Annotated in this window: 7 protein-coding genes; 1 reads left to right on the top strand and 6 read right to left on the bottom strand. The window is 40.9% G+C overall.

The genetic code is table 11. The features are described 5' to 3' along the window. The 4 genes from HP439_RS03075 to HP439_RS03060 form a co-directional block, all read right to left on the bottom strand. Nucleotides 1-2,497, bottom strand: a 2,497-nt coding sequence (locus HP439_RS03075; protein WP_172388881.1) for a SusC/RagA family TonB-linked outer membrane protein, incomplete at its 3' end; no start/stop codon positions are given. A 110-nt stretch (nucleotides 2,498-2,607) separates the two neighbouring features. Next, nucleotides 2,608-3,264 (bottom strand): DUF3826 domain-containing protein, encoded by a 657-nt coding sequence (locus HP439_RS03070; RefSeq protein ID WP_172388880.1) that lies wholly within the window; start codon nucleotides 3,262-3,264, stop codon nucleotides 2,608-2,610. 455 nt (nucleotides 3,265-3,719) lie between these two features. Then, nucleotides 3,720-5,489 carry a RagB/SusD family nutrient uptake outer membrane protein gene (locus HP439_RS03065; protein ID WP_172388879.1) on the bottom strand — a complete coding sequence of 590 codons (1,770 nt, stop codon included), beginning with the start codon at nucleotides 5,487-5,489 and terminating at the stop codon, nucleotides 3,720-3,722. A 96-nt stretch (nucleotides 5,490-5,585) separates the two neighbouring features. After that, nucleotides 5,586-8,669, bottom strand: a complete 3,084-nt coding sequence (locus tag HP439_RS03060; RefSeq protein ID WP_172388878.1) for a SusC/RagA family TonB-linked outer membrane protein — start codon at nucleotides 8,667-8,669, stop codon at nucleotides 5,586-5,588. Nucleotides 8,670-9,003: 334 nt separating this feature from the next. Here HP439_RS03060 and HP439_RS03055 point away from each other — a divergent pair, with 334 nt between their 5' ends. Then, complete coding sequence (locus HP439_RS03055; RefSeq protein WP_172388877.1) at nucleotides 9,004-9,879, top strand: AraC family transcriptional regulator; 876 nt, start codon at nucleotides 9,004-9,006, stop codon at nucleotides 9,877-9,879. 4 nt (nucleotides 9,880-9,883) lie between these two features. Here HP439_RS03055 and HP439_RS03050 read toward each other — a convergent pair whose 3' ends face one another. Both HP439_RS03050 and HP439_RS03045 read right to left on the bottom strand, forming a co-directional pair. Continuing rightward, entirely contained in the window at nucleotides 9,884-13,375 is a 3,492-nt protein-coding gene (locus HP439_RS03050; RefSeq protein ID WP_172388876.1) for a malectin domain-containing carbohydrate-binding protein, read from the bottom strand. Further along, on the bottom strand, nucleotides 13,375-16,164 hold the full coding sequence (locus tag HP439_RS03045; protein WP_246229196.1) for a glycoside hydrolase family 95 protein: 2,790 nt from the start codon (nucleotides 16,162-16,164) through the stop codon (nucleotides 13,375-13,377). Before HP439_RS03045 ends, HP439_RS03050 begins: the two co-directional genes overlap by 1 nt. Nucleotides 16,165-16,168: the final 4 nt, after the last annotated feature.

The raw sequence follows: 16,168 nt of genomic DNA, 5'->3' as shown, positions 1-16,168 counted from the left end.
GATCCAAATCTTTGTAAACGATCTTCATATCTGACCAATTTAAACGTCCTGAGACACCGTAATTAAAATCAGTGCCAATTTTATCATTCCAACCTAAACTAATCTCGTACCCATAGGTATCTAACTTCGCATAGTTTTCACCGACAACTGACCCTCCGACAGACACCGGTACATTTCCTATTCTTTCAAGGAGTACGTTGGTTGCTTTATTATAGTAACCGTCTAAATTCACCGAAAGTCTATTGTTCAAAAACCGCGCGTCTATACCAAGGTTATTTTTAAATTCATCACTCCATGTCGCATCCCTATTCGGGGACGAACTCATTTTCATTCCGGTTGCAGAGCTTCCGTTGCCACCAAACACAGCCCCTTTGCCGACTTCGTAACTGAAGCGTTGGCGCCAACCCCATGGTTTAAACTGATCGTTACCCATTAGACCTACAGAATAACGAAGCTTCAAAAAGTCAATCCCCTTCACGTCAAAGAAATCTTCCTCCGTCAAGATCCATCCCGCCGATGCGGAATAAAACTTACCCCAATAATTCTCGGGCGCAAACTTGTTCGATGCATCGGTACGGAAAAGAACTTCCGCAAGATACTTATTAGCGTAGCGGTAATTTATCCGCCCTATATAACCTAATGTTCCCGATTCATAAGCAAAGGTACGCCCATCAATCTCTCCGAAGGCTGTTCCAAATTGACCATTAGTTGTTTCTAATGGATCAGATTTCCACACGTCCTCTTGGTTACCCTTCGCTTCTCCTCGCTCCACAGAGAATAACCCACTAAAGTTATGATTGCCAATTTGTTTCTCATAAGTCAAGAAAAAGTTATACTGCGTGTTTGTTCCGTTGCTGTTTGAAAAATAAACTCTATTACCATTACTTGCTCTCACCGCTTCTGGATCCGTAGCGCCTTCATATATATGTCCATTTTCACCAGCCCTAGTAAATTCATACACATCATACTTTGTACCTATTTGACTACCCGCTGAACTCCGCATGTTACGCGTATACGTACCACGAGCTTTTAATCCTGGTAAAAATTTAAAATCGTATTCAGCAGCGACATTCACGGTAAAAAATTTCGAATTCGTTTTGTTTTGATTACCTAGTTTCTCTATTTCAAAAAAGTGATACGCTGAAAGATCGTTGGATCTTCCCGGTAATTTAACAGGTAAGCCGTTAAGATAAGCTGGTACGTATGGTGCCGCCGTCAATAAATTTTTATAATCGTCTTCCGGACCTTCTCCAGAAACCTTATTAAAGGTCTTATCCAGTTGATCCTCGTTTCCAGACACTTGCAAAGAAACCTTGAAATTGGACGACACTTGCACATCGCTTCCCGCTCTGAAGTTCCACTTATCATAATCCAAAGTACCGAGATTACCGTTCTGCTTCTGGTACGAAGCACCCGCAAAATAGGTAGCTCGTTCCGACCCACCACTTAAGTTTAACGTATGTCTAGTGTTATAAGCAGATTTCCATGCATCATCTAACCAATCATAATCAAGCGTCTTAAAATGCTCTAACTCATCACTACTGAATATGCGGTTGATATAGTTAGAATTATCCGATTGAACGTTTTCGCCGTTTGGTCCATTCATGATATTGAAGTACTGGCCAAATTGATACGCATTCATCATTTTGGTTTTATAGGCCCTGTCATTGATTGCGTATGAACCATTATACGAAATTCTTGGTGCCCCCGCTTTTCCTCGTTTTGTTGTAATAAGCACCACACCATTGGCTCCCCGGACACCATAAACGGCCGCAGCACCATCTTTCAAGATAGACATGCTTTCAATTTCCGAAGGATCTAAATTGTCAAATTGGGTTGTTTCAGGGCGATTTTGTGCATCAACCTGAATCATGCCGTCTATTACGTACAGCGGATTTGAGGTACCTGCGTCCTTGCCCGGTGGAATCGGTTTACGTATTGTTAAACCTGCTTTTGAACCTGGTCTTGCGATTCCCCCACTCACGCCTACTCCCGCGATTCGTCCCGCTAAGGACGCTCCTATATTAGTAGAAGGCAAATTTTCAATAGCAGCTATATCTACAGTTTCAACAGCTCCTGTCAAATGGGCTTTTTGCTGTGTTCCATATCCAACGACCACAACTTCATCTAATGCTTCCGATGGCTCAAGACGCACCTCAAAATTAGTTCGCCCAGCAATAACTACTTCTTGGGTTTTAAACCCGACGAAACTCACCAAAAGGACGTCACTTCCTGGCGATACGTTTAATCGAAACGTTCCTGTGCCATCTGTCTGTGTACTTGTGTTCGACCCTTTTACTGTTACCGTAGCCCCAACGATAGGGTTACCGTTTGCATCCAATACCTTGCCCATAATATTTACGAACGAGTTGGAATAACTTCCAATTCCTACCTTCGTCTCTAAAGCATACGCCTTTCCAGTAGGAGCAAGTAGAAGTAACGGACAAAACAATCCAATACTTCCCTTAAGAAGGTGACCTCGAAAAAATGCCTTCATAGTCATGGTTTTAAAAAATTATAATAGGTTAGTAATTTTATCTCACTTGTTTACCACTACGAGGTAAAACTCTTTGGGATTGAACGCAAAAGCACGCTCATATTTATTTGTTATTTTCCCTTTTTCGCTCGGCGTTCTTCCCATTTGCGACCTTCTTCCTTGAGGTCATATCCTTCTGCAGACAAATAGTTGTTAATTCGTCCTTTATATTTACCGAACACACCATGCTTTTCCTTTGACCCTGGCGCGTCCATCGCTAATTCCCGAGCTTCTATCAAATATGCAAATATCTTTTCCTTTTGAGCACTACTCAAGGAGGGAATCATGTCTTGATAAGCCTTGTAAGTTAGTGGAAGTACTCCATAGGTCATTCCATTCTTAATCTTGTCGAGCTGTTCTTCATTAACTAAGGTCTTAAGTTTCTTTAGAAACGACTCATGATTGACTAGCAATTTTTTATCTTCCAACTTCTCATAAGCGGACCGTTCTGCTTCCAATTTTTCCTTTTGCTCTTTGAACTTTTCCTTTAGACCCTTGATTTTCTCCTCTCTCTCTTCATGATGGGCGTTCAAAAACTGGTATTGCTCGACCAGAACGTCACGAACATTGCTATAACGTTCTGCGTCATTTATATCTAATTCCGCGACAATCTTATCTGATCGTTCCGTAATAACCGCGATATACTTCTGTTGTTCTGTTTGTGCGTATCCCAAATACACCATTAAACTTAGCAGGGACATCAAACATAATCTTAAATTTCTCTTCATCACATTTTATCTTGTATTTAACTTCGCTTTATACAATTTAAATGAATCCGTCATAAACATGAATCAGACCGCTGTAGAATCTAAACGATCACTAGTAACAATGACAACAACTCATAAATAACGTATGAAATATTTGGACTCGATTTAACCTATCAATCGAGCGGCTCACGACAAAAAGGTCGGCTTACCACAATGAGTTACAAAAATATACGTATTTATAAGCTCAATTCATTTATAATTGCTAATTCAAAATAACGGATTAAAAGGGGGACAATAATATGTTCAATTATCTATTTATTATAAAATATTATCATGTAAATGTTACAAACATCAATTTTAACCGTCGAAATGACAATAATATAGTAAAGCGAAAAATTAAAAAAAAGAAACACTTCTTGAAAGTATGATGACTCTCAAGAGGTGTTACATATATGTTCTCGGCTTTTTTTGTCGATTTAATAGCCGTTATTCTGAAACCCTTCGGGATTACTTATGGCGTCAATTTGGCCCTGCGGTATTGGACGTACAGAGTGGACGCCATCCACAAAATATTGACCAATATCTGGATTCTTCTCCATTAAATAAGATTTGGTTAATTTTCCTGTTCGTTTAAGATCATACCATCTACCATATTCGCCACAAAGCTCTCTGGCACGTTCATCTATTAAAAACTGTAAGTTAATATCTGAGACGGTTACTTGTTTTCCTTCGACCCGGCTACGAAGCACGTTAATATATTCAACTGCTGCCGCGTTTGGGCCCCGTAAATAGAATTCAGCTTCTGCAGCAATGAGATAAACTTCTGCAAGTCGCATAATTGTTGAATAAGCGTCACTCGTATACCTGTTCGTCCGTGGGCTCTTCAATGAACCCGAATTGAATTTAGTTAGGGATGGATAGAAACTAATAAACGGATTATCGACAATTCCCGGTCGTTGGTTAACCCGTGTATATTTCATCTTGACTTTATTGTCCTCGCCATACAAATCACGATAATCGATCCATAAATAATTTTGGGATAACCGTTCTTCTTTTGCGACATCGTAGTCTCCTTCCTCCGGCCGAACAAACTTTATTGCAATAGCTCCGTTTGTTAGAGCTGTTCCAGGTTTAATTGACGAGTTGCGATCGAATTGTACGATAGCATCCTGTTCCCATTGATAATTGACGTTGGATGTCCAACTGGTTTGAAAAGACATTTTATAACGAGGATCCAACGTATTATCAGGATACCTAAAAACATCCAATAAATATTTACTTGGCATAAAATCACCGTCGCTCCATCGCCCTATCTCCATTTGATGGCCCGCCAATTGAATAGCACCAAAAGCGGTTGGAATGCAATAAAATCGCATAAAATCGCCGTTATGTTCGTACAAATTGGTAGATCCATACTCTTGGTCGTAAGTTAATTGGTACAAGGCTTCGTAATTGTTTTTATTATTAGCCTCGTTGAAATTGTCTACAAAATTATCATACAAACGAACACCATACACTGATTGATTGTTTATAAGTTCGTTTGAAGCGCTCAATGCTTCCTCGATATATTCATTCGTTCCATACCCTTTCGTTTGTAAGCACGCTTTAGCAAGAAATCCTAACGCGGCTTTCTTAGATGGCCTCCCTGGTTCTACAGCATCTTGCGGGAGGTGTTCCACAGCATATCGTAAATCCGGAATTATCGCTTGACTATAAACATCCATTGGGGAGACCCGCACTACTTCGGTGTTTGCCGTCGTTGTCTCTTCAAGCGACAAAGGAACCGCACCAAATTGTTCCACTAGGTGAAAGTAATACAAAGCTCGGAGAAAATATGCTTCAGCCACTTTTTCCAACTTTTGCTCTTCACTTTGATAGCCTTGAACCTCGTTGACACGATCTATTACAATATTACAATAATTAATAGCATCATATGCGCCATTCCAATAGTCTTTGGCCATATCTACAGACATTGCTCCGCCAGAGGAATACTTGAAATAATCCTGGTTATTATTTGAATTTAAATCGGCCGTCCAGATATCCGTTCCTCCCTCGGTTACCAAAAGGAGATTCCGACCATAATAATAACGTGGTAAATCAAAATAGCAACTGTTCACAAGCTTTTCGTAACCTTCTTTCGTTTGGGCGACTTTATCTACCGTTACCCCACTTGGATTAAGCTCCTCCAATGAGCAGGAGGCAAGGAACAAACTGGCGCTGATACAGTAGTAAAATATTGTTTTCATAAATCTCAGGCAGGAAACACACCGGTCAAGACCGGTGCGAGGAATGCGCCTGCATTTCGCAATTTCCAATTAAAAAGAACTCTTTCTATATAAAACTTAAAATGACATGTTAACACCGGCAACAAATTGCTTTGTCAATGGAAAATTATCCCGTCCATTTGCCTCTGGATCCTGATATTTTAAATGTCTGCTTCTTGTGAATATAAATGGATTATTTGCAGTTACATAGAAGCGTAGTTTCTGCATCCCAATACGTCCGGTCACATTGTCAGGCAATGTGTAGCCCAACGTAACATTCCTGATTTTAAAATACGAGCCGTCAACATATTTTAAAGCACCAAACCCTATGTACCCGCTAGTTGATGAGTGTAAACCTGGCCTAGGTAGGTATCCTTTCGGGTTCTCCGGAGTCCAATAATCTACGTCATCCGGGCTGTTCCCCACGCCTGTAGTCGGGTCATATCTCGTTATAAGGTTGCTAGAAATCATTTGACCCCAACGCGCTGTTAGGAAAATACTGGCATCAAAATTTCGATACGTGAAATTATTTTGAATGCCGCCAGTCCAGTCAGGAACCGCCGAACCTAACACTCGCTTGTCATTTATACCATAGGCATGTCTCCCGTTTTCATCCACAGATCCATCGGTGGCTAACTTAATATCTCCAGGAACTGAGTTGTATTTCGAAGCCTCCTCAGCCTCACTTTCTTGCCATATTCCTAGATACTTATAGTCATAAAACGTCTCTACCGGATGGTTTAGGAACAGGTTTGTCGAAATCAAATCCTTATTTCCCGGTAGGGATACGATTCGTTCTCTATTTCTGGCAAAAGTAAATGCTGTAGACCATGTGAAGTTATCACGCTCAATATTTTTAGTCTGTAGCGTCACCTCAAAACCTCTATTATTTGTCTCACCGACATTTTGCCACATTTTAAATGGTGCTCCCCAAGACCCCCCTAGAGAAGCAGGCATGTCACGTAGATATAACAAATCTTTGGTTTGTGCATCGTACCAATCAAACGTTAGATCAATTCTGCCGTTTAAAAAAGTTGCATCTAAACCTAAATTCGTCGTATATGATTTCTCCCATCCTAAATCAGCATTAGCCATTGTTTGATTTAAAATAAACGCCGCACCAGCGGTTTGACCGAAACCTACCGGTTTAGGAGCATTAAATCCTCCAGCCTGAGTACCATAAGCACCGACGCCGCCTGAGTTACCGGTGACACCGTAACCTACACGAAACTTGAGGCTGGACACTGCTTCCTGAAACGGAATGAAAAATGACTCATCACTGATTCGCCACGCGAAAGCTCCAGCAGGGAAAACATCCCATTTGTTACCATTTGACAATCTAGAAACGCCATCCCACCGATTAGAGAAAGAAAACAAATATTTACCCTTATAATTATAGTTTACACGCCCCACGTAAGACATTGACTGGGTCCCAATAAATGATGACCGTATCACAGGATCTGTCGCTCCACTAAGGTTATAAAATGAATATGAATCTAAATCGAAGCCCGAGCCCGCCGCATAAGCCATTTCTGCACGATTTTTTGCCCAAGAGGTTACACCGGTAAACGTAAAGTGATGATCCTGGTTAAGGTCTACATTGTACGTTAGTATATTTTCCCATCGATAATCCTGGTTACGATCATTGACGATAACTGCCGCCGGCACGCTAAAACCTGCCTCTGGATTAGCAATAGATTGTGTGCCAAAATATTTTCCATTTCTCGCAGAACCAAGAATAACACCCAATACCGAACGAAACGTCAATCCTTTAATTGGCTCGAGCTCAAAATAACCATTACCCGAAAAATATGTATTCAATGTATTATTCACATACTGATCCTTAATCAAATCGGACAACGGATTGGTGACTCCATCAATGGCGATATGTTGAATGTTCCCCTGATCATCGTAGGCGTCACCCAAAGGAAGAAAAGTTAAGCTATTGCCGAAAATATTCTGAGCAGCTTGATCATTATCAGACTGGGTAAGTTGTAAATTAGTTCCCAGCTTCACGAATGCACCTATTTTATGATCAATATTTGCCCGTACGCCATATTTCTTAAATCGGTCGTTCTCGATAATACCTTGTTCATCGTTATAATTTACAGATAAATATGCATTGGTCTTCTCCGTACCTCCGGTAACCGCAAGACTATAATTCTGCTGGATTCCATCATTCAAAACTAAATCAACCCAATCAACATTCTTTCCAGATTCGTACGCTGATAAATGCTCAGGATTTTTGAAGATATTATTTAGGAATTCCGGATAGCTACCATGCTCTCCCCGATAGGCTTCTCGCTTTAATTCAAGATAATCTTCACCGACAAGACCATGCGGGTATTTTGGGAATCCGTTGTAACCAACGTAGGAATCGAAGGCCACGCTTGTCGTACCTCGGCGACCTTTTTTCGTCGTTATAATTACCACACCGTTAGAACCGGCAGAACCGTATATCGCCGTCGAAGAAGCATCCTTTAGCACATCGATCGATTCTATATCGCTCGGATTTAACCGAGAAAAATCTCCCGGAATACCGTCGATAATATACAGCGGATTGTTATCTCCGTATATAGAACGGGTCCCGCGCAACGACACCTCAACACTAGAACCAGCCCTCCCTGAAGATTTCATAATATCCATCCCAGAGACTTTCCCTTGTAATGCGTCCATCACATTCGAAGTCGGTGTTCGCATAATCTCCTCCGCCTTCACCGATGTCACTGCACCCGTGAGATCCCGCTTTTTCACAGCACCATATCCAACGACTACCACCTCATCAAGCGCGTCAATAGGGAGCAAGGTCACGTGGACGTCTTTTCCAACAGCGGCATGGACTTGCTGACTTTGAAAACCAACGTAACTCACCTCTAGAACCGCCTCGCTTTTTGTGACTGGAAGATTGAAGTTTCCTCCCTGATCAGTTTGCGTTCCAGTAGCATTAACGTCATCTTTTATCAAAACAGTTGCGCCTTGAATTGCCGTTCCTTCACTGTCTGTTACGCGGCCGGTAATTTGGATTTGTTGCTCAGATGCAAAAATCGCGTCACTTACCGCTTCGTTGGCAAATGTCAAAGAAAAAGGAAAAGTACTCACTGTCAGGAGAATTAGCACGAAACTAATACTCCGAATATTCCTTTTAAGAAATCGAAAATTCATGGTTTAAATTGTTAATATGTTGCAAACTTATAATTAGTCAAACAATAACATTAGACTTTCCCTAACCCCGTCTTTTCACCTTTTACGGCAGACAAAAAAAATCAAACTGTTATTGAAATCCCTGATTGATTTACTGTAATGAGGATAATATTAGCTTATCCTGATTCACCAAGTCTCATGACATTTATTCAAAAGAACAATATTTTCATCACCTCTAATAGTGTAACATTATCAGATCATTATAGCATATTAGCATATTTTATAAATAAATAACGTATCTTAGTCTTGCCAAAAAATATAATATAAACCGTTAAAATAAATTCGTTTCGAAGTCATGAAACCGCTATATAGAAAGCTTCCAGCAAAACTCGAGAGTTCGTTCTCTGCACGACATGACATCATGCCTAATTTTGGGAATGTTTGGCATTTCCATGAAGAGCTTGAGCTCCACTATACCATCAGGGGAGAAGGTGTCCGATTCATTGGTGATAACATAAGTAGCTTTTCTCCCGACGAGATCATATTGGTTGGAGAAAAATTATCGCATGCTTGGCGATGTAAGGACGAGTATTTTCAAAACGATTCGGATTATAGTATAGAAGCTATTGTTTTACAATTTCTACCTGAATGCTTTGGTAAACAACTTTTACAACTTCCAGAAGCCTATTTGATCCCAAAACTATTTGAAAGGGCTAAAAGTGGATTGATCATTAAAGGAGAAACCAAAAAACAAGTAGCTCAACTAATGCATACCTGTGTAAAAGAAACCGGATTCGGCAAAATAATCTCGCTATTAAATATTCTTAAAATAATAGCCGAGAGTGAAGAGTGTGAAACAATTGTAAAAACACAAACTACATTTCATCAATCCAATGAAGCAGACAATATTCGCTTAAATAACATTTTCAATTATACTCATGCGCATTATAAACAGGATATTACATTAGAAGAAGTGGCTAATATCGCAAACTTGAGCATCACTTCTTTTTGTCGATATTTCAAGATGATGACTAGAAAAACATACTATGATTTCTTAGTCGAGATTCGAATCAGCCATGCTTGTCGACTTCTTGTGGAAAACATGCTCCCAACCGAAGTAATTTGTTTTGAATGTGGATTTAACAATGTGTCAAATTTTTATCGTCACTTTAAGAAAGTAATGGGGCTCACCCCATTAGAATATAAAAGACGTTATCTTAGCAGGAATTAAAATCTTATTGAACATCTACCGCATCGATATAAATATCTTTCGCGTTGATCGAACGGACCCGTACTTCGTATGTACCTGCATTGATCATCGTACCTGTATCGGTAGTTATATAATTCCATTTTCCACTACGAGTAGGTGTAAGCTCAATCGTCTGCGGCTCTTTTAAAATAGCCCCATCTAAATTCACCAATTCTATCGTACCCTTTTTTATCTCCTTTGAACTGTTATGATATTTCAACGTTAAGGAATAAACATCTGCCACCCCCACTTTTATATCGAAGGTTATCCATCCATTGTTATCAATAATTTGCCGCCGTTTACCCTTTTGAAAGTTAACCATATTTGTGCCTTCTGTCTTCTTCACCGCATTAGCCTTATAACTAACAACCTGTTTTAGGTCAAATGCAGGTTGTAAACCACTTTGTACTTGAAATGCAAAAAGAGAGCCCTCCTCAAGGTTTGGAAGAATTATTTTCTCACCCGATGCGAGCACTTTTCTATACACTCTCTTCACATCACCAACACTGGTGATTACTGAATCACCGGTGTATTCATAATCTTCAACAGGACTAGCGGAAAGTGCATAAAGATACGACGGATGGACAAACGCTAGCTCTAAGCCGATCGTCTTAGTTGAGGCTAAAAAATAATCTGATCCATATAAAAAACTAGGCAAAGACTGAAAGGTGATAGCGCTTGCATCATCGTATCTCTGTCCAATATCCATCCAGCGTTTTAGAAAAGGTATTTCTTCCCTACCAGCCTTAAGATTAAAATGTGTGGCGGGCTTAGTTGTTAAAACTTTATGTTCTTTTGCCGCTACCGCGATGGCTTGAACAATCGCCTGCCCTACAGAAATTCTTGGGAAGTCTATACGAATTACTCCATCTCTCACATGCACGTTGTATACTTTTTTCAAGGCGCCATCATGCCCCGCTTGCTTCCAAATATCAAGATTCTCTTCTTGTACCTGTCCATTAATCGCAACATCGAATAATCTCATCCCGCTAGCATCTTTTATTCCTCCTCCACCTGCCCATGGTTCGGAAAAATACAGTTCAACTCGGTACTCGCCATCAGGCACCTCAAACTTATAGTAAAGCTGATCTTGACCATATCGAAATGTCTGAAAAAGCGGCCATTCACTTGTGCCTTTGATTGGATCAAAGATGCGTCTCTGGCTTGCAAAGGTCGAAGAGATATCCTCGTAGGTATCTGCCCAAGATACAGATCCCCATCCTGCCAAATCCGTATAGGGTTGATCCGCTAACCAATGTTGACCATACCGATCAATGTAGTCTGGCCCACCAGCGTTTACGCGAAACAAATACTCAAAATCCTTATCTCCTCGAACTAATGTTGAGCTTGTGTCAACCATCTGTAAATAACTAGGGCTACGTGGTAAATTTAGAAGAATAATAGTATCTCGAGCAACAATCTTTCCTTCGATTTTCCCTTCAGCATATAGCACATTATATTTAATTTCGACGTTGTTGAACTCGAATGATCTTCCGTGGCCAGGATCTTTAACAACACCTAGTGAATGCCGCTCTAAATCATTAAAAAGCTCAACTTCATCGCAGTTGGAATATATGCGTATATTATCCTTTTTCCCCGCTGCTGTCCATCGGTTAGGCCAAGTATGCGAGGCGATATAGAGCATCGGATCACTAGGGTCGCTGTAATGTGCGCGAAACATATAATAAGCATCAGTTGGTTCCCCCCAAGGTGTTAAAAGTCCTTTATAATTCACAGGCCCAATCTTATCAATATCGCGTAGAGCTTCGCCCCCCTGGACTCGTCCGGGATTGTCATGTGATGTCCATAACCAATGGTAATGGCCAATTACTTCATTTTTTACAGAATCCGCTAATCTAAGTTTAGTTTCCATGATCTCAGTGAAACGCTCCTCACTATAGTTTTTATCATTCGCCAAATACGGGGGTTCCGCATGCATTTCTAAGGTCCTCCATGCTCCAAATTCCCCTACCAAAAGCTGGTTTTTAAGATCTTCACCGTAGGTATTATGATCTCCTCCGTAGGTACCGGTCCAATTCTGTGGAACATCCCAGTCTGTTCCACTGCCTCCATTACAAGTTGTTACTAATCGTTGGATTGAGGCTGTTGGGTCTAATTCACGTATAATATCCATACACTCACGCGCAAATTCTTCAGGCAATGTACTCTCATTTTCAAGCCCCCAAAGGAAGACAGAAGGACTATTTCTTCTCTCTTTTACCCAGTCTTTCAACAACGTTTTAAAATTCTCACGAAATGCAGGTGTATCGAACCATATATGCGCAGCCATTTGTGTCCATAGCAATACGCCATGTTCGTCCCAATAGTCCTGATAACGTAGATTGTGTGGTTGATGAGCGTCCCTAAAAGAATTAAAACCCGACGCTTTCATATCGCGCACACGTGCAAGAATTTCTTCGCCTGTAAATGCATGAGAGTTCCCCAGCTTGTGCTCATATTCGGCTATTCCGTGAATAAAAACAGGCTTACCATTAACTAGAAGCTGATTGGTCCCTAAAGGTTTTATTCCTTTTGGCCATCGTATGCTACGAACACCGTAAGACGTAATTTCTTTATCAAGAAGCTGTCCCCTCTCCCAAATTTCTGTTTCTATTGTATATAAATAGGGAGATTCAACGGACCATAATTTGGGCGCGTTAAGATAAATGTCTGTTAAAGGAACTTCAGTTAGAGAGAGCTTACCTATAGCCTTTTCGTCAGTTCCTGAATAAACATTCACTCCATCCCTATTTAAGACATTCGTTTTTATTTGTACGATCCGCTCTTTGGAGGACGTGTTTTGCAGCTCGACAGTTTGATGAATGCGCGCCTGCGTTCCATCTGCTGTTTCATCATTCCAATAATGAACCCCAAAAGGCGTAATATTCAACTGATTCTTTACGATTAGAGTTACCGGACGAAAAATACCTAACGGTTGAGAGCCTTCAGAAAACCCTCTTTCGGTAGAACATCCTCCGTCTACCCACGGAAGATCACGAATTCCTTGGGGATGATCAGCACGCACTGCTAAAATATTTGTACGTCCATCCGTATAGATCGCTTCACTAACATCAAGTGTAAAAGTTGTGCGTCCACCAGCATGATATCCTACTTTTATTCCGTTTAGCCAAACGGTAGCGTAGGAACCTACACCCTCGAAAAATAAGTAAAAACGCTTGTCCGACTGCGTCCCGTTATAAGTAAAAGACTTCCTATACCACGCAAAACCGTGTATATTTCCATGTATCTGTCTACGATATCCTCCATACTGATCCCAGTTGTGCGGGACAGAAACGTGCTTCCACGAGCTCAGATTATCAAAACTTTCTTCTTGAAAACCTCGAAAGCGAGCTGAATCGGATTCATCCATTGCTGTCACCCAACCTTCGTTCAAGTTGATTTCTTCGCGAGGAGACTGACCTTGCGTATTATAACATGTAATTATGGCAAGAAGAAAACAGGAAATATATTTAAACATTAATTAGTTTGATTTAATTGTGAATCGAACGTGTACACCATATTCTTTTTAGTTCGTATTTCAACTATTTTACCATTGTAACGAAGCCTTAACAAACGACCGGCATTAGATTTCACACGAAGTCCTATGAGCATACTTTCACGCCAGCTAATATCTAGCTCAAAATTTCCTCTCGCCTTTATTCCTTTTATAGTTCCTTGAGCGAGTTCTTTAGGTAAGGCCGGCAATATGTCAATGTATTTACTATGACTTTGCAGAAGCAACTCGCCGATTCCTGCTGCTCCTCCAAAATTTCCATCAATTTGAAAAGGAGGATGAGCGTCAAACAAATTAGGATATGAACCACCAGCTTTCCCTGCAGGGCGAAGCAACATTTTTATCATTGTATAGGTATGTTGCGCATCCTTTAAACGTGCCCAAAAATTGATCTTCCAGGCCAAACTCCAACCTGTGCCATCATCTCCACGCATGATAAGCGATTGCTTAGCTGCGTTTACGAGATCCGGAGTATCCTCCATATTAATTTCATTCCCTGGATGTAAGCCCCACAAGTGGGAAACATGCCGATGCTTGTTATTTGGATCATCGACATCAGCCATCCACTCTTGTAACTGACCGTAACGTCCGATTTGATTAGGTGCTATTTTTGGAATCAACGCTGTAATTGAATCTCTCAATTCAGCGTCCTTCCCTACAAGTTTTGAAGACTCAGTAAACACCTGAAATAACGCCCGTATTATTTGATGATCCATTGTTGGTCCTTTCACTAGTCCCCCATTTTCAGGAGAGTTGGATGGAGAACTTATAAGCCAACCCGTTTCTTTATCCAATACGAGAACGTCCTTAAAAAACAATGCCGATCCTTTAATTATATCATAATATTGGATAATGAATTCGGGATCTTGATTAAATAAATAATGTTCCCAAAGATGAGTCACTAACCAAGCTCCGCCGGTTGGCCAAATACCATGATTCGAGTTATTTATCGGCGCTGTCCCCCGCCAGATATCAGTGTTATGATGTAATACCCATCCTCGCGCGTTATAATATTCCTTTGCTGTTTCTCTTCCCGCATGACTTAGCTCCGTAATCATTTTGAAAAGTGGTTCATGTAATTCTGAAAGGTTCAGCATCTCGGTAGGCCAATAGTTCATCTCCAGATTAATATTCGTGGTATATTTACTTCCCCAAGAGGGTTCAAGCAAATGGTTCCAAATTCCTTGCAGATTCATCGGTTGCGTTCCTTTGCGCGACGCTGCAATCTGCAAATATCTACCGTATTGCATGTATAATGCCACTAAGTCCGGGTCCGATGCCGAATCAAATTTTTCGATACGTTTATTGGTGGGTAGATCGCTATTAACTCCTTTACCCAAGTCGACCGAAAATCGGCTGTACAGCGACTTATAATCTGCTTGATGTCTCGCGAGCACCTTCGCAAAAGGGATTTTAACAACATCTTGGTGATTCCTATACAAAGGTTTGCTATAGTCATCATTTAATTCGGTAAAATCTTTAAAATTAGTTGCAGCGCTCAAATATACGGTTGCGCTATTTGCACTACTCACAGATAATACCCCATCTTTTTCAACAACCGTCCCCCCTTGTGCCTCGACACTAAGCAGACATGTTCCTTTCATAGCACCTTCGGACACAGATACCGACATCCCTAGAGTCTGATCATTCACTTTCCACACTCTACGTTGTTTGTGTTTGCTAGAAATCCCGACGGAGAAAGAGATTTTAGCGGGTTGACTAGCAGTAAGCTGAACGGCAATAACGTTATCTGGATAACTTGCCAAATATGTTCGACTGAATTCCACTCCCGATTGTTTGTAAACGACCTTTGCAATTCCCTCTTCTAAGTCCAAACTTCTTTTGTAATCTGTTCTTTCTCCGGAAGCGAACGTAAAGTTCACCTCACCAAACGGTTGATAGGCTTCTTGGTAGTCCCCTACTCTCGGTGGCTTAGCGTCTTGAATCCAATAACGCCACTCCCCACCTAGAGGAATAAGCCTGCCCGAAGCTGTCTTCAATCCTATGCGTTCAGTCGTATCCTTATAACCGGCTATCCCACCTTTACCCTCCACATTTATCACTTGGACGGCAATCACATTTTTCCCGACTCGAAGATTTTCTTTACGAATAAGATAATTTCGCTTTTCATTTTCTCCATTCGATTGCCCTATTAAAACTCCATTTATATAGGTATAGTCCTGCTGACGTACCTTATTCAAATCTAATGTCCAATCTTCGTTTAAATCGTCTTTTGAGAGTGAGAATTCTTTACGAAACCAAACGGCGCCGTTAAGCCCTTCATGACCAACCGTTTCCCACCCCTCGTAGGAAGGCAAAGTGATAACATTCCAAGATTTATCGTCAAACTTAGGGCTATATGCACCGTTTGGTTTATTTCGCTCGCGCGATACGCCCTCTAACCAAGGATCCAGTTCTTCTGTAATCCCCTTAACTCCCATAAATTCACGCTGCGCCAATTCTTCCGCTTGCCTCTGCTTTCCTTCATCTATCAACGTCCGTATACTATCCAAATAGCGATATGCACCCTGTTTCACATAAGATCGAGGCTCACCAGTCCATAAGGTCTCTTCATTAAACTGCAATGTCTCTTTATTATCACCACCATAAACCATTGCTCCAAGTCGGCCATTACCAATGGGTAGCGCTTCCTCCCAATCCGTTGCGGGTTTGTCGTACCATAATTTATGCTGGCCGAACACAAAAGAGAATGACATGAGGAACCCAAAAATGACGAGACTTCGAAGTATCATAAGT

Origin of the sequence: Sphingobacterium shayense (assembly GCF_013179575.1) — a bacterium.
In the GTDB taxonomy this organism is placed as follows: Bacteria; Bacteroidota; Bacteroidia; order Sphingobacteriales; family Sphingobacteriaceae; genus Sphingobacterium; species Sphingobacterium shayense.
Note: the sequence above shows the minus strand (reverse complement) of the source record. Positions and strands in the feature narration are given on the sequence as shown.

Excerpts from the sequence above, each read along its gene's own strand:
- HP439_RS03070 (WP_172388880.1), bottom strand. The coding sequence starts at position 3,264 with ATGAAGAGAAATTTAAGATTATGTTTGATGTCCCTGCTAAGTTTAATG.
- HP439_RS03065 (WP_172388879.1), bottom strand. The coding sequence starts at position 5,489 with ATGAAAACAATATTTTACTACTGTATCAGCGCCAGTTTGTTCCTTGCC.
- HP439_RS03060 (WP_172388878.1), bottom strand. The coding sequence starts at position 8,669 with ATGAATTTTCGATTTCTTAAAAGGAATATTCGGAGTATTAGTTTCGTG.
- HP439_RS03055 (WP_172388877.1), top strand. The coding sequence starts at position 9,004 with ATGAAACCGCTATATAGAAAGCTTCCAGCAAAACTCGAGAGTTCGTTC.
- HP439_RS03050 (WP_172388876.1), bottom strand. The coding sequence starts at position 13,375 with ATGTTTAAATATATTTCCTGTTTTCTTCTTGCCATAATTACATGTTAT.
- HP439_RS03045 (WP_246229196.1), bottom strand. The coding sequence starts at position 16,164 with ATGATACTTCGAAGTCTCGTCATTTTTGGGTTCCTCATGTCATTCTCT.